The sequence below is a fragment of the Streptomyces sp. NPDC093221 genome, from assembly GCF_044753885.1.
In the GTDB taxonomy this organism is placed as follows: domain Bacteria; phylum Actinomycetota; class Actinomycetes; order Streptomycetales; family Streptomycetaceae; genus Actinacidiphila.
The window spans coordinates 461,633-481,480 of sequence record NZ_JBIVOA010000003.1 but is presented as its reverse complement, the minus strand read 5'-3'; the positions used below and the strand labels follow the sequence as shown (position 1 = coordinate 481,480).

At 75.6% G+C, this 19,848-nt stretch carries 3 protein-coding genes; all 3 read right to left on the bottom strand.

Features of this window, described 5'->3' with window-relative positions; all coding sequences use genetic code 11:
• Positions 1-6: 6 nt before the first annotated feature.
• A complete protein-coding gene (locus ACIQCJ_RS13905) occupies positions 7-4,893 on the bottom strand; it encodes an SDR family NAD(P)-dependent oxidoreductase (protein WP_402711484.1) in 4,887 nt (1,628 codons plus the stop codon).
• A 159-nt stretch (positions 4,894-5,052) separates the two neighbouring features.
• Positions 5,053-10,602 (bottom strand): beta-ketoacyl synthase N-terminal-like domain-containing protein, encoded by a 5,550-nt coding sequence (locus tag ACIQCJ_RS13900; protein ID WP_402711483.1) that lies wholly within the window; start codon positions 10,600-10,602, stop codon positions 5,053-5,055.
• A gap of 39 nt (positions 10,603-10,641) precedes the next feature.
• Positions 10,642-19,503 carry an SDR family NAD(P)-dependent oxidoreductase gene (locus tag ACIQCJ_RS13895; RefSeq protein ID WP_402711481.1) on the bottom strand — a complete coding sequence of 2,954 codons (8,862 nt, stop codon included), beginning with the start codon at positions 19,501-19,503 and terminating at the stop codon, positions 10,642-10,644.
• Positions 19,504-19,848 lie beyond the last annotated feature (345 nt).

Here is a 19,848-nt window from a genome sequence, read left to right as displayed (position 1 = left end):
GTCCTCCTAGTTCCGGGTGATGGAAGGCTGGGCACCGCGGGCGCGGCGCCGTCTCTCGCCCCGGGCGAGGCCGGAGTCGCGTGCTGTGGTGGTGGCGGTCCCGGCGGGACCGCCGTCGAGCGCCGCCGCGAAGGCGGCGACGGTCGGGTGCTCGAACAGGACGGCCGGGGCGATCCTGCGGTCGAGCCGCTTCTCGATGTCGGCGACCATGGACATCCCGACCAGGGAGTTGCCGCCCAGGTCGAAGAACGGGTCGTGGACGCCGATGCCGTCGATGCCGAGGTGCCGGCCCCAGCTGTCGGCGATGACCGTCTCCAACTCGGTGCGCGGGGCCGCGTATTCGGTACGCAGCAACGGCCGGGGGAAGCGCGGCCGTTCGCTGTCGGCGGGGGCGCCGGCCGCGACGAGCGCGTCCAGGTCGGTCAGCGCCGCCCACTCGCGCAGCCCCTCGGCCATCGGCATCCGCACCGCCAGCAGGCTGCCGCGGGCGGCGCCCGCCAGCCTGCCCAGCAGCGCGTTGCCGCCGGACTCGGAGAAGCCGTAGCGGGCGCGGTGCTCGCGGACCCGGTCGGCCAGCGCGCCGCCGGACGCCTCGGCCTGCCAGTCGTCGTGCTGCCACGGGCCCCAGGCCACGCTCAGCACCTTGGTGGTGGCCGCGGCGGCATCGGCCAGCGCCGCGCCGTACGCGTCCAGGACGGTGTTGGCGGCGCTGTAGTCGCCCTCGCCCAGGCCGCCGAAGACGCTGACCGCCGAGGAGTACAGGACCAGCAGCTCCGGCCGGTCGGCCTCCGGGGTGCCGGGGCCGACGAGTTCGGCGAGCGGGCCCATGGCGAGCACCTTCGGCGCGAGCACCGTACGGGCCGTGCCTGGCGTCAGGCGGACGGCCATGCCGCCCGCGGGGACGCCCGCCGCGTGCAGGACGCCGGTCAGCGTTCCGAACCGCTCCCGGCAGTCGCGCAGCGCGCGCCGCAGGTCCTCCGGTACGCCGACGTCGGCGGTGAGCAGCAGCACCTCGGCGCCTGACGCCTCCAACGCGGCGATGTCGCGCAGGCTTTGGGCGGCCCGCCCCTCGGGGTCGGCGGCAGCCGCGGCGTTCAGATCGGTCCTGCCGACCAGGGCCAGCCGCCGCGCCCCGGAGCGTACGAGTTCCCGTGCGAGCCCGAGGCCGAGACCGCGGGTGCCGCCGGTGACCAGATACGCGCCGTCGGGGCGTACGGGGAAGCCGGTCGCGCCGTCGGCCGCGGGGAGCGGCACCAGGCGCCAGTCCTTGAGCAGGCGGCGTCCCGCGCGCCAGGCGATCAGCGCGGGGGTGGCGGCCGGGTCGTCGTGCTGCCAGGCGCGGTGGCCGATCTCCTCCGCGAGGTGGGCGGCGCAGGTATCAGCGGGCGCCGACGGGTCCAGGTCGACACCGCGCCAGGCCGTACCCGGCTGCTCGGCGTGGGCGATCCGCGCGAAGCCGTGGGCCAGCGCCCGGTCGGGGGCCGTGCAGTCGCCGCCGTGCACCTGGGCGGCGCCCGCGGTCACGGTCAGCAGCTTCACGCCGCGTTCGGCCGCCGCCGAGGCGAGCGACTGGACGGTGAGCAGCAGGCTGTCGAAGCCCAGCCGGACCGCCCTGACCAGCTCGGCGTCCTCGGCGAACAGCGGGGTGCGGGCCGGGTCGCGCAGGCTCCACAGGTGGGCGACGCGCAGCGGTCCCGCGGTCCCGGCCAGCGCTTCCGCGACGACCCTGCGGTAGTGCTCGGGGTCGGCGGGGTCGATGACGACCCGCCGTCCGTCGCGCCGCCAGGCGCCGCCGGGCACGACCTCGGTGACGGGTGCGCCGCAGGCCGCGGCCAGCTCGGCCAGCCGGGTCCCGACACCGTCGCCGTCGGCGAACACCACCAGGGGCGCGGCCGGTTCCACGGCGGTCGGCGCGGGCAGGGTGACGTCCTGCTGCCACGCGGGGGCGTAGCAGAAGTCGTCGGGCTGGACGGCGCCGCCCGTGGAGCCGGTGCCGGTCGCGGCGGCCGTCCCCGTGCCCGTGCGCGGCCAGTAGCGGGTCCGCTGGAAGGGGTAGGCGGGCAGTTCCGTGAGCGTGCCGGGGCGTGCGCCGCGCAGCGACGTCCAGTCGAGGTCGGCGCCCAGTTCCCAGAGCCGGCCGAAGGTCTCCAGCAGCCGGGAGCGGCCGTCGGTGGGGCCGGCCGCCGCCCACTGCGCGGGGACGGTGCCGAGCACGGTGGGGTTGGCGCCGCTGCGGTCGTTCTGCCGGAGCAGGCCGCCCAGGGTCTGGCCGGGGCCCAGCTCCACATAGCCGTCCACGCCCAGATCCGCGCAGGCCGCCAGACCGTCGGCGAACCGCACCGGGCTGGTCAGGTGGTCGGCCCAGTAGCCGGGGTCGGTGGCCTGCTCGGCGGTCAGCGGCGCGCCGGTGACGTTGGAGACGACCGGGATGCGCGGCTCGTGCCGGGGCACCGCGGCCACGGCCTCGGCCAGCTCCGCGCGGGCCGGGGCGAGCAGCGCCGAGTGGAAGGGGTGCGCGGAGCGCAACTGCCGTGCCGCCAGGCCCTGTTCGGCCAGGTGGGCGGCGGCGGTCGCCACGGCGTCCGGCGCTCCGCTGACCACGGTCATGGCCGGGCCGTTGACGGCGGCGATGTCCACCGCCGCGCCGCACGCGGCCAGTTCGGCGCGCACCCGGTCGGCGTCGGCGGCGACCGCCAGCATCCGGCCCTCGGGCGCCGCCTCGATCAGCCGGGCGCGCCGCGCCACCAGCCACAGGGCGTCGGGCAGTTCGAAGACACCGGCCAGGGTCGCGGCCACGTACTCGCCGAGGCTGTAGCCGATCAGCAGGTCGGGCGTGACGCCGTGCGTGGCCAGCAGCCTGGCCAGCGCGTACTCGACGGTGAACAGCGACAGGTGCGCGATCTCCGCGTGGCTGTCCGGGTCGTCCGCCAGGTCAGCCCCGCTGCCGGGCCTGGCCAGAAAGCCCGCCCCCGCGTCGGCCGGCGCCTGCGCGGGCTCACCGAGCAGCGTGTCCCGCAGGTCGATGCCGCAGCGCTCCTCGGCGACGGCCAGGCACGTCTCGACGGCCTCGGCGAACGCCGGTTCCGTACGGTGCAGATCGCGCGCCATGCCCCGGTAGTGGTCGCCCGTGCCCGGCAGCAGATACGCCAGCTTGGGGAGGCCCTTGACCGTACGGACCCCGGTGGCCCGCGCCGCGGTCGCCAGCGCGGCGGCAGCGTCCTCGGGGTCGGCGGCCACCACCGCGCGCCTGAACTCCAGCGCCGCGCGGCCGCTTTGCAGCGTGTACGCCAGGTCGTCGAGGCCGGTGCGTCCGGCGACCGCGGCCAGCGCGTCCAGCCGCGCCGTCAGCGCGCCGTCGTCGGCGGCGGAGACGGGCAGCAGTTCGGCCCTGCCGGGCGCCGGGGCGGCTTCGACGGAACCTTCGGCGGCGCCGTCGGCCGAGGTGCCTCCCGTGGTGGCGAGACCGGCGCGGACCGGGCCGCCGACGCCCGCCGCCGTGCCCGTCCCAGCCGCCGCGGGCGACGGCGCCGCCAGGACGACATGGGCGTTGGTGCCGCACCAGCCGAAGGAGCTGACGCCCACGAGCTGCGGCGACGCCTCGTCGGTCGGGAGGGGGCGGGACTCGGAGGCCGGGCGGACGGCGCCCGCGGCGAGGGCGGTCTCCGAGGGCTCGGTCATGTTCAGATTCGGCGGCACCGTGCGGTGCTTGACGGCCAGGACGGCCTTGATGAGACCGGCCATCCCGGCCGCGGCCTGGGTGTGGCCGATGTTGGTCTTCACCGCGCCCACGTGCAGCGGCCTTTCCTCGCTGCGGCGCCCGAACACATCGGTGAGCGCGCCCAGTTCGATGGCGTCGCCGAGCTTGGTGCCGGAGCCGTGCGCCTCGACGTACGCGATGTCGTCGGGGGTCGCCCCGGCAGCGGACACCGCGCGGCGGATGACGTCGGCCTGGGCGCTGCGGCTGGGCGCGGTCAGGCCGTTGCTGCGGCCGTCCTGGTTGACGGCCGTGCCGCGGATGACCGCGTGCACCCGGTGGCCGCGCCGTACCGCGTCGGAGAGCCGCTCCAGGACGACCACCCCGGCGCCCTCGCCCAGCACATAGCCGTCGGCGCGGGCGTCGAAGGTCTTGCACAGGCCGTCGGGGGACAGCATCGAGGTGGAGCAGGCGTTGACGTACATGTCGGTGTGCATCAGCAGGAAGGCGCCGCCCGCCACCGCGAGGTCGCACTCGCCGCGGCGCAGCGCCGTACCGGCGAGGTGGACGGCCACCAGCGAGGACGAGCAGGCGGTGTCCAGGGTCAGCGCGGGGCCGCGCAGGTCGTAGTGGTACGCGAGCCGGCCCGCGACGACGCTGGCGGAACCGCCCTGGCCGCCGTACGGGTCGTGCAGCACGCCCAGACCTTCCTCGGCCTGCTCCAGGCGCAGGTACTGGAGGACGTCGGAGAAGCCGATCATCACTCCGGTACGGCTGCCCGCCAGGCTCGGCGGCGGCGTACCGGAGTCCTCCAGCGCCTCCCAGGTCAGCTCCATGAGCAGCCGCTGCTGCGGGTCCATCCGCAGCGCCTCCTGCGGGGAGCTGCCGAAGAACCGGGCGTCCCAGCCCGCCACGTCGTCGAGGAAGGCGCCGCGGGTGGTGTAGACCCCGTCGTTCTCGACGTGCGGGGCGAGGTCGAACCGGCCGCCCGGCACCTCGTCGAGGACCGCGGACCTGCCCTGGTCGAGCAGGTCCCAGTAGGCGTCGACGGAACCGGCGCCGGGGAAGCGGCACGACATGCCGACGACTGCGATCGGCTCGTGCGTCTGTGCCTGGGCCTCGGCCAGCTTGCGCCTGGCGTCACCCAGGTCGACCGTGGCCTTCTTCAGGTATTCGCGGAGTCTGTCCTCGCCTGCCATCTTCCTGCCCTCTGCCGATTCGTGGTGTGGTGACGGACTGCCCGGTGCCGGGAGCCGGTGGTGCCGGTGATGTGCGCCGGCGATGTGCCGGGGGAGTGCCGGTGGGAGTGCCGGGGAGTCGCTGTACCTCGGTGGCCGGGCCGTGCGCCCGGCGCGGGATTACGCCTGGGCGTCGATGAAGGCGAAGATCTCCTCGTCGGAGGCCTCGTCGAGCACCGCGGTGGGGGAGTCCATCGGGACTCCGAGTCGGTTGAGGGCGTCCTGCAGGGCCACGACCATGCGGTCCCGCAGCGCGGGTGCGGACGAGCTGAGTTCGCCGGTGATCCGGGCGAGGGCTTCTTCCATGGTGGTCACGTCATCCTTCGGGGCCGGGACCAGCGCGATGGCCAGGTGCTCCGCCAGGGCGCCGATGGTCGGGTGATCGAAGACGAGCGTCGGGGCCAGGTCGAGACCGGAGTCCGTCTGGAGCCGATTGCGCAGTTCGACCGCCGTCAGCGAGTCGAATCCGAGGTCGATGAAGGGCAGGTCGGGGTCGAGCGCTTCGGGCGCTCCATGGGCCAGTACCGCGGCCACGTGGTGGCGTACGGCGGTGTCGACCGCGGACTTCGCGGCGTCACCGGTGAGTCCTTCGAGCTTCTTGGCCAGGCCGCCCGCGGCGTTGGCGCCGGACTGCCGGGCGCCGCCGCCTTCCGCGGTCCGCCGCCCCGCGCGGACCAGGCCGCGCAGGATCTGCGGAATCCGCTCGCCGCTGTCCTGCGCGCCGCGCAGGCCGCTCAGGCTCCAGCGGGAGGCCACGACCGCGGCCTCGACGTCGGGGTCGGTCAGCACCGTGTCCAGCAGCCCGAGGCCCTGCCGCTCGTCGAGCGGCGCGACCCCGATCCTGGCCAGCCGCGCCTCGTCGGCCGCGGTCAGCGTCGAGCCCATGCCCGCCGTCGACCACAGGCCCCAGGCCACCGAGACCGCGGGCAGACCCGCCGCCCTGCGGTGGACGGCCAGCGCGTCCAGGAAGGTGTTGGCGGCTCCGTACGTGGTCTGCCCGGCGTTGCCGAGCACGCCCGCGACGGAGGAGAACAGGACGAAGGCGGCCAGCGGCAGGTCCGCGGTCAGCTCGTGCAGCAGCCAGGCCGCGTCCGCCTTCGGCCGCAGCACGTCCGCCAGGCGCTGCGGCGACTGGCCCGCGAGCAGCCCGTCATCCAGGACACCGGCGGCGTGCAGCACACCGGTCAGCGGGTGCTCCGGCGGCACCGAGGCCAGCAGCGCCGACAGCTCGCCGCGGTCGGCGGCGTCGCACGCCTCGATCCGTACGGTGGCGCCGGGTCCGGCGGCCTCGGTCAGCTCGTCGGCCAGCTCCCGCGCCCCGGGGGCCGCGAGACCGCGCCGCGAGGTCAGCAACAGGTGCCGTACGCCGAAGCGTTCGACCAGCCGCCGGGCGACCAGCGCGCCGAGCGCCCCGGTGCCGCCGGTGACCAGGACCGTGCCGTCGCCGAAGGCCGGCTCGACGGCGGGTGCGGGCACCCGGCGGGCGACCCGCGGCAGCAGCGTACGGCCGTCCTCCAGCAGCACCTGCGGCTCGTCCGCCTCGGCCGCGGCGGCGAGCAGCGCCACCGCCCTGCCGGGACCCGCGAGGGCCGCGCTGATGCCGCCGCGGGCGCCCACCAGCAGGAACCGGCCGGGGTGTTCGGCCTGCGCCGCCCGCACCAGGCCCCAAACCCCTGCCGTGCGGAGCGAGTCGGGGTCGGTGGCGATCACGAGCCGGGAGGCGGCGAAGGCCGCGTCGTCGGCCCACCGCTGGAGCAGGCCGAGCACCTGGCCGGTCAACTCGCTGACGCTCTGCGGGAGTTCGGCGCCCTCGGCGGTGTCCAGTGCCTCGGTGTCGAGCAGGACGTAGTCGGGCCGGACGCCGGACGCGGCGAGCGCGTCGGGGCCGGTGTGGAAGGGGAGCGCGGCGACCGGGGTGCCGAGCGCGGCCCAACTGCCGGGGCTCACCGCGGGAAGCGTCGTCTCGGTCCACTCCAGGCCGTAGTAGCCCTCGGGTGAGGCCGCGCTTCCGGCGAGCGCCCGCATGGCCGCGGCCGGCACCGCCCTGACCCGCATGTCGCGGGCGTCCAGGACCAGTCCGCCGTTTTCGTCCGCCGCGGTCAGCGACAACTGGTCGGCGCCCTCGGTCACGATCCTGACCCGCAGGGCGGACGCGCCGACCGCGGTCAGCCGCACCCCGCGGAAGACGAACGGCAGCCGCAGCTCGTCCCCTTCGCCCTCGGCGGCGTACGGGTGGAAGGCCGAGTCGAGCAGCACCGGGTGGAGCCCGAAGCCGTCGTTCTCCGCGCCCTCGGGCACCTCGACCTCGGCGAACAGCTCACCGTCGGTGCGCCAGGCGCCGCGCAGCCCGCGGAAGGCCGGGCCGTAGCCGTAGCCGCGCTCCGTCAGCCGCTCGTAGACCGCGTCCAGGTCGACCGGTGCGGCCCCCTGCGGCGGCCACGTGGCGGCCCACGCGCAGCCGTCGGGCTCCGCGGGGCCCGCGGCCAGGCTGCCCGACGCGTGCCGGGTCCAGCTCTCCTCGCCGCCGCGCCGGGCGTGCACCCCGACGGAGCCGTCGCCGCCGATGGCGACCTGGAGGTCGAGCGACCCGGTCACCGGCAGCGGCATCGGCGCCTCGAACGTCAGCTCCTCGACCCGGTCGTAACCGGCCTGCGCCGCCGCCTCGACGACCATGTCGAGCAGGGCGGTGCCGGGCACGATCGCCGCGCCGCCCACGGAGTGGTCGGCCAGCCAGGGCAGGTCGTCCGCGGTCAGCCTGCCGGTGGCGACCAGTCCGCCGTCGGCGACGGCGACCGCCGCGCCCAGCAGCGGGTGCCGCAGCTCGGTCAGGCCGAGCGCGTCGGCGTCGCCGCGCGGCGGGGTCCGCAGCAGCCAGTAGCGCGTGTGGTCGAAGGCGTACGTGGGCAGTTCGACGGGCTGTCCGCCGGGCGCCGCGGCGCTCCAGTCGGCGGACGCGCCGGCCGCGTACGCCTCGGCGAGCGCGGTCAGCAGCCCCTCGGGCTCGGCCAGCGTGCGCCGGGACACGGCGGTCACGACGGCCTTGGCGTCCGGCAGGCAGGCGCGGACCATCCCGGAGAGCACCGGGCGCGGCCCGATCTCCAGATAGACGTCCGTGCCCGCCGCGTCCAGCCGCGCGGTCATGTCGGCGAAGCCCACGGCCTGGCGGACCTGGTCGGCCCAGTAGCCGGGGTCGGTCCAGCTCCGGTCGGCGCCGAGGTTGACGGCGCTGTCCAGCGTCGGCTGACGGAAGGTCAGCGCGGCCAGTTCGGCGCCGAAGGCGTCGAGCATCGGTTCCATCAGCGGCGAGTGGAAGGCGTGGCTGACGGTGAGGCGCTTGGTGCGGCGGCCCTGCTCCGCCCAGTGGGCGGCGACGGCGGCGCAGGTCTCCTCGTCACCGGAGACCACCACGTCCGCGGGGCTGTTGACGGCGGCGACCTGCGCCAGGCTCTCCTTGCCCGCCAGCGTGACGGCGACTTCCCGCGCCGTGGCGGAGATCGCGAACATCGCGCCGCCGGAGGGGAGTCGCTGCATCAGCCGGGCGCGGGCGGTGATCATCCGGGCCGCGTCGGCCAGGTCCCAGACACCGGCCACATGGGCGGCGGCGATCTCGCCGACGCTGTGCCCGGCGACCTTGTCGGGGACCAGACCGAGCGAGCCGAGCAGCCGGAAGGCGGCGACCTGGTAGGCGAAGAGCGCGGGCTGCGTGTAGTAGGTGCGGTCCAGCTCCGCGGCCTCGGGCGTGCCGGGCTCCGCCCACATCACCTCGCGCAGCGGCCGGTCGAGATGCGGGTCGAGCGCGTCGCACACCTCGTCCAGGGCGGCGGCGAAGACGGGGAAGGCGGCGTGCAGTTGACGCCCCATGCCGGGCTGCTGCCCGCCCTGTCCGGTGAACAGGAAGACGGTCCTGGCCGTACCGGACGCCACGCCGGTGGTCACCGGGGAGCCGTCCCTGCCCTGCGCGAAACCGTCGAGCCGGTCGAGGAGTTCGGCGCGGTCGCGGCCGACGACGACCGCGCGGTGGTCGAAGCGGGCGCGGGTGGCGGCCAGCGACCAGGCGATGTCCACCGGGCGCAGCGCCGGTTGAGCGGCGACGCGGCGGCCGAGCCGGTCGGCCTGGCCGCGCAGGGCGTCGGCGCTGCGGGCGCTGAGCACCCAGGCGAGCGGGGCCTTGCCGGTGTCGGACGCGATGTCGGACGCGGCGCCGGTCCCGGTGTCGGAGCCGGTGTCGGTCCCGGTCTCGGAACCCGTCCCGGTCTCCAACTCCGTTGCGGCGGGGGCCGGTCGCGGCTCCTCCAGGATCACGTGCGCGTTGGTGCCGCTGATCCCGAAGGACGAGACGGCGGCCCGGCGCGGCGCGTCCTCGCGCGACTCCCAGGGCTCCTCTTCGGTCAACAGCCGTACGGTGCCCGCCGACCAGTCGACCCGCGAGGTCGGGGTGCCGATGTGCAGGGTGCGCGGCAGCTTGCCGTGCCGCATCGCCTGCATCATCTTGATCATTCCGGCGATGCCCGCGGCGGCCTGCGTGTGCCCGATGTTGGACTTGATCGTGCCGAGCAGCAACGGCCGCTCCGGCGTGTGGTCCTTGCCGTAGGCGGACAGGATCGCGTTGGCCTCGATCGGGTCGCCGAGCGGCGTGGCCGTGCCGTGCGCCTCGACCGCGTCGATGTCACGGGGCGTCAGGCGGGCGTCGGCCAGCGCCTGGGCGATCACCCGCTCCTGCGCCTTGCCGTTGGGCGCGGTCTGCCCGTTGCTCGCGCCGTCCTGGTTGACAGCCGTGCCGCGGATCACGCCGTAGATCGGCCGGCCGTTGCGCTGAGCGTCCGAGAGGCGTTCCAGCAGCAGGACACCGCAGCCCTCGCCCCACACCGTGCCGTCGGCGTCGGCGGAGAACGGCTTGCAGCGCCCGTCGGGGGCCAGACCGCGCTGCCGCGAGAACTCCGCGAACATGTCGGGCTCCGCCATGACGGTCACCCCGCCCGCCACCGCGAGCGTGCACTCGCCGCTGCGCAGGGAGCGTACGGCCTGGTGGACCGCGACCAGCGAGGACGAGCAGGCGGTGTCGAGGGTCACCGAGGGACCTTCGAGACCGAAGCTGTAGGAGACCCGGCCGGACAGCATGCTCGGGGTGCTGGCGACCAGGAGGGTGCCGTCGACGTCCTCGGGAACGGCGCCGAGGAAACGCGCCGAGTAGAACTCGTACATCATCCCGGCCCACACGCCCGTGCTGCTGCCGCGCAGCGTCGCCGGGTCGATGCCGGCCCGCTCGAAGGACTCCCAGGCCGCTTCGAGGAAGAGCCGGTGGTGCGGGTCGGTGCTCACCGCGTGCCGGGGGCTGATCCGGAAGAAGGGGGCGTCGAAGTCGCCCGCGTCGTGCACGAAGGCGCCGCGCCGGGTGTAGCTGGTGCCGGGGGTGTCGGGGTCCGGGTCGTACAGCTTCTCCAGGTCCCAGCCGCGGTCGGTCGGGAACGGGCTGGTCGCGTCGGTGCCGGAGTCCACCAGCTCCCACAGGTCGTCAGGTGCCTCGACCCCGCCGGGGTAGCGGCAGCCGATGCCGACCACGGCCACCGCCTCGTGCTCGCGGTCATCGGCCTCGCTCAGCTTGCGCCGGGCGTCGGTCAGGTCGCCGACCACCCTCTTCAGATATTCGCGAAGCCGCTCTTCGCTCGTCATAGCCGTGTCCTCCAGTACGAAGTCGGGTTGTCGCGAATGTCAGAGTTGGTTGTCGATGAAGTCGAAGAGGTCCTCGTCCGAGACGGTTTCGAGGCCGCCGCCGGGCAGTGCCGGGCTCAGGAGCCGCCCCGGTCCCTCGCCGCCGTCGCGCAGCCGGCTCAGCGCCGCCTGGAGCAGCGCCTCGGTGCGGTCGCGCTCGTCGGGGTCGGCCGGGCCCTCGGCCGCGGCGCCGCCGTCGAGCAGCGCGGACAGCGCGTCGCCGAGGGTGCCCCACAGCCGGTCGCCCACCGGTACGGGCTCGACCGGCGCGAAGTCCGCGGCGAGCCGGGCCGCCACGTCCGCGACGGTCGGGTGGTCGAAGGTCAGCGTCGCCGGGAGCGGCACGCCGGTCATCCGGCCGAGGCCCTCCTGGAGTTCCACCGCGGCCAGCGAGTCGAAGCCCAGCTCCGTGAAGGGCCGGTCGACCTCGATCCGGTCGGCCCTGTCGTGCCCGAGGACGAGCGCGGCGCGCTCCCTGACCAGGTCGAGCAGCACCGCGTGCGCCGCCTCCCGGTCGAGCCCCGCCAGCTTCCCGGCGAGTCCGCCCTGACCCGCGGCGGGCGCGGGTGCCGTCGCACCGGACGCGGCGGGCCGGACGGAGGCCGTCCGGCGGGCCGGGCGCGGCGCCGGCACCAGGCCGCGCAGCAGCGGCGGTACGGGTGACCCGCTGGAGGCCGCGCGGGCCCGCAGCCCGGTCAGGTCCCAACGGGCCGCCACCGTACGGCCGCCCGCCAGGTCGGCGGCCAGCGCCGCGTCGAAGAGCGCCAGACCCTCCTCCTGGCCGAGCGGCAGCGTGCCGATCCGTGCCAGCCGCGCCTGGTCCACCGCGCTCAGTGCCGTGGCCATCCCGGCCTCCGCGGACCACAGGCCCCACGCGACCGAGGTCGCGGGCAGCCCCGCCGCCCTGCGGTGGACGGCCAGCGCGTCCAGGAAGCCGTTGGCGGCGGCGTAACCCGCCTGCCCCGCCGTCCCGAGCACGCCCGCCACGGACGAGTACAGGACGAACGCCGCCAGCGGCAGGTCCGCCGTCGCCTCGTGCAACAGCCACGCCGCGTCCGCCTTGGGCCGCAGCACGTTCCCCAGCCGCTCACCGTCGAGCCGCGCGACCACGCCGTCGTCGAGCACGCCCGCGGTGTGCACCACCGCGGTCAGCGGCTTGTCGTCCGCGATCGAGTCCAGCACCGCGGTCAGCGCCGCCCGGTCCGCGACGTCGCAGGCCGCGACCCGTACGGCCGCGCCGCGCGCTTCGAGCGCGGCGACCAGCTCGTCGGCCCCTTCGGCCGCCGGGCCGCGCCGCGAGACCAGGAGCAGGTCCCGCACGCCGTGCCGTGCCACGAGGTGCGCGGCGAGGCGCGCGCCGAGTCCGCCGGTACCGCCGGTGACCAGGACCGTGCCGGTGCCGAGGGCGCTTCCGGCGTCCGGGGTGTCCACGGTCCGCGCGCCGTCGACCGGCTCGGTGCCGGTGCTGGTGCTGGTGCTGGTGTGGGTGTGGGTGTGGGTCTCGGTCTCGCGGAGGGTGAGCCGGGGGACCAGCAGAGCGCCGTCGCGGACGGCCGTCTGCGGCTCCGCCTGGTGCAACGCGGCTGCCAGCAGCGGCCATTCGTCCGGCGCCGTACCGCTCGCGTCGGCCAGGGCGAAGGCGTCAGGGTGCTCGGTCTGCGCCGACCTGATCAGGCCCCAGAGCGGGCCGCCGGTCAGCGAGTCGGGGTCGGCGAGGAAGAGCAGCCGGGTACCGGCCAGTTCGGGGTCGGCGACGCGTCGCCGTACGAGGTCGAGGGTGTCCGCGAGGACGCGGCGCACGGTCGAGGGGAGGCCGCCGGACGCTGCCGGTTCCTCGGACGTCGGGCCGTCGGATGTCGGGCCCTCGGGCGTCGGGTCCTCGGGCGTCGGGTCCTCGGGTGCCGGGATGACCAGGACGGCCGGGGCCGCGCCCGTACGGGGGGTGTCGAGGTCGGCGAGTACCGAGGCGGGACGGCCGGAGGAGCGCAGGGCCGCGGCCACGGGTTCGGCGGCGGCGGAGCCGAGCACCGCCCAGGGCGCTGAGTCCTCGGAGGACGGGGCCGGGGACGCGGCGGCCGGGACCCAGGCGATGTCGTACAGGCCGATGTCCTTGGGGGCCGAGGTCGCCGTGAGGCCGAAGCCCTCAGGGGCGTTGCGCATGCTCACCGTCACCTCGCCCACCGGGCGTCCCGCCGTGTCGCACAGGGACATCCGGGTGCCGTCGCCGGAGGCGTCGCTCGCGGTGAGCCGTACGCGCAGGGCGTCGGTTCCGGGCGCGGGGACGGTGACGGACGTGAAGGAGAAGGGGACAGGGCGGCCCGCCGACGAGGCGTTCCTGGCCTCCAGGACGAGGATGTGCAGGGCGGCGTCGAGCAGGGCCGGGTGCACGGCGAAGTCGGCCGCGGCGGACCGTACGCCCTCGGGCAGCCGGACCTCCGCGTAGAGGTCGTCACCCGCACGCCAGGCGCCGGTGAGGCCCTGGAAGGCGGGGCCGTAGCCGTAACCCGCGGCGGCGAGCCGCCCGTACACGTCGGTGAGGTCGACCGCCTCGGCTCCGGCCGGCGGCCAGACCGCGGCCCAGCCGTCGTCGGGGGCGGCGTCCGCCGAGGCCGTCAGGTGGCCGGTGGCGTGCGCCGTCCACGGCGCGTCGGTGTCGTCGGCGGGCCTGGCGTGGACGGTCAGCGCGCGCCGCCCGTCCGCGTCCTCGCCGCCGACGGCGACCTGGACCTCGACCGCGCCCAGTGGCGGCAGGACCAGCGGGGTGAGCAGGGTGAGTCCGCCGACCGCCTCGGCCCCGGCCAACTCCGCCGCCTGGAGGGCGCATTCGACCAGCGCCGTACCGGGAACGACGGCGGTGCCGCCGATGGCGTGGTCGGCCAGCCACGGCGTGGAGCGCAGCGAGAGCCGTCCGCCGAGCAGGTGGCCGCCGTCGGCCGCGACGGTGGTCGCGCGGCGCAGCAGCGAGGTGCGGGCGGTCGAGCCCGCGTCGGGCCCCGCGTCGGTGAGCCAGAACCGGCGCCGGTCGAAGGCGTAGGTGGGCAGCTCGGTACGGGCGCCGTCCGCCGCGGTGGCGGCCCAGTCGACGGTGGCTCCGGCGGCGAACGCCTCGGCCAGGCCCCGCAGGAGCGCGTCCTGTTCGTCCCGGCCGCGCCGGACCAGCGGTACGACGCTGCCGGGCCGCCCGGCCACGCTCTCGCGGGCCATCGGGGTGAGCACCGCCTGCGGTCCGACCTCGAACAGCACGCCGGTACCGGCGGCGGCCAGCCGGTCCACGACCGGCGCGAAGAGCACCGTCTCCCGGATCTGGTCCACCCAGTAGGCGGGGTCGGTCCAGGAGCGGTCCGCGCCCAGGGCGGCCTCGTAGGGGAGTTGGGGTTCGGCGAGGGTGGACGCGGCGATCTCCCGCCGGAAGGCGTCGAGCATCGGGTCCATCAGCGGCGAGTGGAAGGCGTGGCTGACGGTGAGCCGCTTGGTACGGCGGCCCGCGTCGGCCCACTGCCGCGCGATGGCCTCGCAGGTCTGCTCCTCGCCGGAGATCACGCAGCTCAGCGGGCCGTTGACGGCGGCCAGGCCCACGGCCCGCGCCGCGTACCGCGGCTCCGCCAGCGTGCCGCGGATCTCCTCCTCGCTCGCTGCGACGGCGAACATCGCTCCGCCGCGCGGGAGTTCCTGCATCAGCCGGCCGCGCGCGGCCACCAGCCGTACGGCGTCGGCCGGTTGCCACACCCCGGCCGCGCAGGCCGCCGCGTACTCGCCGACCGAGTGCCCCGCCACGACGTCGGCCTCGACGCCGAGGGAGCGCAGCAGCCGCCACGCGGCCGTCTCGAAGGCGAAGAGCGCGGGCTGGGTGTAGCGGGTCTCGTCCAGCAGGACCGCGTCGGGTCCGTCGGGCTCGGCCCACAGCACCTCGCGCAGCGGGCGGTCGAGGTAGGGGTCGAAGGCCGCGCAGATCTCGTCGTACGCCGCCGCGAAAACCGGGAAGGCGGCGTGCAGTTCGCGTCCCATGCCGAGCCGCTGACCGCCCTGCCCGGTGAAGAGCAGCGCCGTCCGGGCGCGGCCCCTGGCCGCACCGGAGACGGTGCCGGGCCCGGCCGGGTCGCCGTCGGCGAGGGCGCGCAGCCCCGCGATCAGCTCGTCGGTTCCGGCGCCGAGGACGACGGCGCGCTGCTCGAAGACGGTACGGGCGGCCAGCGTGCGGGCGACGTCCTCGGGACGCCTGTCGGCGACGGCGCCGGTCAGCCGCTGGGCCTGGTGCCGCAGCGCATCGGGGGTGCGGGCGGTGACCGGCCAGGCCAACAGGCCGTGTGCGGAACCTCCCTGACGGTCCGTCCGTTCGGCGGGAAGGTCGGCCGCGGCCGGTTCCTCCACGACCACGTGGGCGTTGGTGCCGCTGATGCCGAAGGAGGAGACGGCGGCCCTGCGGACCCGCTCCCCGCGCGGCCAGGCCCGCTGCTCGGTGAGCAGCCTGATCCGTCCGGCGTCCCAGTCGGCGCGCGGCGTGGGCTCGTCGGCGTGGAGCGTGCGCGGCAGCGTCTCGTGGCGCAGCGCCTGCACCATCTTGATGACGCCCGCCACACCCGCGGCGGCCTGCGTGTGACCGATGTTGGCCTTCACCGAGCCGAGCCAGACCGGTCGCGCGGCGGCGGGGTCGCCGCCGCCCGGCGCGCTGCCGTAGGTGTCGATCAGCGCGTTGGCCTCGACGGGGTCGCCGAGGGAGGTGCCGGTGCCGTGCGCCTCGATGGCGTCGACGTCGTCGGCCGTGAGGCGCGCGTCGGCCAACGCCTGCCGTACGAGGACGCGTTGGGCCTGTCCGTCGGGTGCGGTGAGGCCGTTGCTCGCACCGTCCTGATTGACGGCGGTGCCGCGGATGACGGCGAGCACCGGGTGGCCGTTGCGGCGGGCGTCGGAGAGCTTCTCCAGCAGCAGCACCCCCGCGCCCTCGGAGAAGGACGTGCCGTCCGCGTCGGCCGAGAACGCCTTGGCCCGGCCGTCCGCGGCGAGTCCGTGCTGCCTGCTGAACTCCACCAGATTGCCGGGCGTCGACATCACCGTCACGCCGCCCGCCAGCGCCATCGGGCACTCGCCGCCGCGCAGGGCGCGGACCGCCAGGTGCAGGGCGACCAGGGAGGACGAGCAGGCCGTGTCGACGGTCAGCGCGGGGCCGCGCAGGCCGAGGGTGTACGCGACCCGGCCGGAGATGACGCTGAGCGCCGTACCGGTGAGCAGGTGGCCGTCACCGCCGCCGTTCGGCCGGTGCAGCGGGGGGCCGTAGTCGGAGGCCATCGAGCCGAAGAAGACGCCGACCGGCTGCCCGGCGAGCGTGGCCGGGTCGATGCCCGCCCGCTCGACGGCCTCCCACGACGTCTCCAGCAGCAGCCGCTGCTGCGGGTCCATCGCGAGCGCCTCGCGGGGGCTGATGCCGAAGAAGGCGGCGTCGAACTCCGGTGCCTCGTGCAGGAATCCGCCGCCGACGGTGGTCAGGGCGCCGGGCCGGTCGGGGCCCGCGCCGAGCAGTGCGTCCAGGTCCCAGCCGCGGTCGGCGGGCAGCCCGGTGACCGCGTCGGTGCCGTCCGCGACGAGCTGCCACAGCTCCTCCGGGGTACTGACCCCGCCGGGGTAGCGGCAGCTCATGGCGACGACGGCGATCGGCTCGGGCGCGTCGGGGTCGACGCTGGAACCGGCGGACGTACCGGTGTCGGCGGCGGTGTCGGCGGAAGTGCCGTCGCTGGTCACGCTGTTGGGGGCGGGCCGCACGCCCGCGCCGTCCGCCTCGGGCGTCTGCGGCGTCAACTGCGCTGTCAGCTCCGCCAGTCGCTCGGCCAGCCGCTTCGGCGTCGGGAACTCGAAGAGCAGCGTCGTCGGCAGCTTCAGACCGGTGGCGTCCTTGAGCCGGTTGCGCAGCTCGACGGTGCCCTGCGAGTCCAGGCCGAGGTCCTTGAAGCTGCGGCGCGGGTCGATCGCGCTGCCGTCCGCGTGCCCGAGGACCGCGGCGGTGCTCGCGGTGACCAGATCGCGTACGGCCTCGGGAGTGCGGACCGCCACGGGTGCCGGGGCCTGGTCCGAGGGTCCCGCGGTGCCGGCGGCACCGGGACCGGCCGCCGCGCCGAGGATCGGCGCCCCGCCCAGCCAGTGCCGCTCGCGCTGGAAGGCGTACGTGGGCAGGTCCGTCGTACGGGCTCCCGGTACGGCCGCGACGGGCGCCCAGTCGACGTCGGCGCCGTGTACGTAGGCACCGGCGAGGGCGCGCAGCACCTGCGCGGGGCCGCCCTCCTCGCGGCGCAGGGTGGGCACGGAGGCGGCCTCGTGGCCCGCCTCCTCCGCGGTCTCCTCGATCGCGTGCCGCAGCACCGGGTGCGGGCTGCACTCGACGAACAGGCCGTTGCCGTCGGCGAGCGCGGAGCGGGTGGCGTCGGTGAAGCGGACGGCGTGGCGCAGATTGCGGTACCAGAAGTCGCCGTCGAGCTCCGAGGTGTCCTCGACCCGGCCGCCGGTCAGCGAGGAGTAGAAGGGGGTGTCGACGGCGACCGGCCGGACCGGTGCGAGCACGTCGAGCACCTGCTCGCGGATGACTTCCACGGCGGGGGAGTGCGAGGCGTAGTCGATCTTGAGGACCTTGGTGCGGAAGCCGTCGGCGTCGAAGCTCGCGGCCAGCTCGGTGAGCGTGTCCAGGGGGCCGGAGACGACCGCGGAGGTGGGGCTGTTGAGCACGCTGAGGGTCGCCGCTCCGTAGGCCGCCAGCCGTTCCTCGACCATGGCGAGCGGCGCGGACACCGACAGCATCCGGCCGCCGGTGACCTGGAGCAGCACCTGGCTGCGCAGGGCCACCACACGGGCCCCGTCGTCCAGGGAGAGCGCGCCGATGACGGTCGCGGCGGCGATCTCGCCCTGCGAGTGGCCGATGACGAAGTCCGGTTCGACCCCGGCCGCGCGCCACACCTCGGCGAGCGAGACCATCACGGCCCACAGCGCGGGCTGCACCACGTCGAGCCGCTCGAAGCCGGGCGCGCCGGGCGCACCGCGCACCACGTCCAGCAAGTCGTAGTCGGTGTACGGGGCCAGCGCGCGGGCGCACTCGGTGATCCGGTCGGCGAACGGGCCGTCGATCTCCAGCAGTTCGCGCGCCATGCCCCACCACTGGGAGCCCTGGCCCGGGAAGACGAATCCCACGCCGCCGGTCGCGGTGTGCCCGGTGATGACCTCGCTGTGGGGTCGGCCCGCCGCCAACTCGCCGAGCAGTGTGTCCAGTTCGGGGCGTCCCGCGCCGAGGACGACGGCGCGGTGGTCGAAGGCCGAGCGGGTGCGCAGCAGGGACAGCGCGACGTCCCGCGCCGGTACGTCGGGGCGCGTGGCGAGGTGGGCGGCGAGCCGGTCCGCCTGGGCGGTCAGGCCGCGCGGGGAGCGGGCCGACAGGAGCCAGGGGGTGGCCGGGGCCGCGTCGGCGTCGCAGTCGCGGCGGACCTCGGGGCTGTCGTCCGCGACGGTCTCGTTCGGCGTGGTCTCGTTCGGCACGGTCCGGGGCGCCGCAGTCCCGTTCGGCGCGGTCTCGGGCGCCGCCGCCAGGATCAGGTGGCAGTTGGTGCCGCCCATACCGAAGGCGCTGACGCCCGCGGTCGGGCGGCTGTCGGGGGAGCCGGGCCACGGACGGGCGGCGGTGACCACCTCGATGCCCTGCTGCTCGGCCGCGATGGCCGGGTGGAGCGAGGTGAAGTTCAGGCTGGGCGGGAGCGTGCGGTGGCCGATGCTGAGCGCCACCTTCAGCAGACCGACGATGCCGGCCGCGCCCTCCAGGTGGCCGACGTTGGTCTTGGCCGAGCCGACCAGCAGCGGCGGGGCGCCGTGCGCCACCCGGGACTCGGTCTCCAGCGAGGCCCCGAGACCGGCCGCCTCGATCGGGTCGCCGACCGCCGTACCGGTGCCGTGCAGCTCCACGTAGGCGATCTCGGCGGGCGCGACTCCCGCGTCGCGGCAGGCCAGCCGGACGACCTCGCGCTGCGCCTCGGGGTCGGGAACGGTCAGGTGCTCTCCTGTGCCGCTGTTGACGGCGCCGCCGAGGATGACGCAGTGCACGGTGTCGCCGTCGGCGAGCGCGGCCGACAGCGGCTTGAGGAGCACCACACCGCCGCCCTCGCCGCGTACGTAACCGTTGGCCCGGCCGTCGAAGGTGTGGCAGCGGCCGTCGGGGGACAGGGCGCCGAAGCGCTCCAGGGCCCGGTCGCTCTCGCCGAGCAGATTCAGGTTCACCCCGCCCGCCAGCGCCGTCCGCGCGGTGCCGCGACGCAGCTCCTCGCAGGCCAGCCGCACGGCGACCAGGGCGGAGGACTGGCCGGAGTCGACGGTGAGGCTGGGGCCGCGCAGGCCGAGCAGGTGCGAGACCCGGTTGGCGATGATGCTGCGGTGGGTGCCGGTGACGCTGTGCCTGCTGATCCCCTGGCCGCCGAGCCGGTCGTGGACCAGCGCGTAGTCGCCGGTGATGGCGCCGATGAAGACTCCGGCCGCCGTGCCGTGCAGGGTCGAGGGGACGATCCGGGCGTGCTCGATCGCCTCCCACGCCAGCTCCAGGACGAGCCGCTGCTGCGGGTCCATCGCCGCGGCCTCGGCCGGGGAGAGGCCGAAGAAGGCGGCGTCGAAACGGTCCACGTCGGCGATGTATCCGCCGCGCCTGGCCCGGCCGGCGCCGTCCGCCGTCGATCCCGCCGTACCGTCCGTCTGGCGCCGGTCCGCCGGGGCCTCGCCGACCGCTTCGCGGCCTTCGCTCAGCAGCCGCCAGAACTCCTCGGGGCTCTTCGCGCCGGGCAGCCGGCAGGACATGCCGATGACGGCGACCGGCTCCGCGGCCGTGGACCGTTCAGTCAGAGCGGACATGACCCACCTTTCGAGGATTGGCTGTTCCAGAACGCATCGCCCGGCATCGCACGCACTGCGGCGCATTGCCGTGAATTTCTTCTTCGTGTTTCTCTTCGCGGGCCCTGACGGTTCGGTAAACGCATTCCGCTGCTCAGGACCGGGAAATACGACCGGGGCGGCCGGCGTGGTCTTCACCGGTGGCCCCGGCTGTTCCGGGCATGGCAGAAGCGTGGACTCCACGGCCCTGGCGGGTCAAGGAATTTCGCCCCGAACGCGGTGGCAGGGAATACCGCGAACTTGATGCCAACGCGCGCGTATGGACAAGGAGAAGCGACCCATGAATAAGTGTGTGATGCGGCGAAA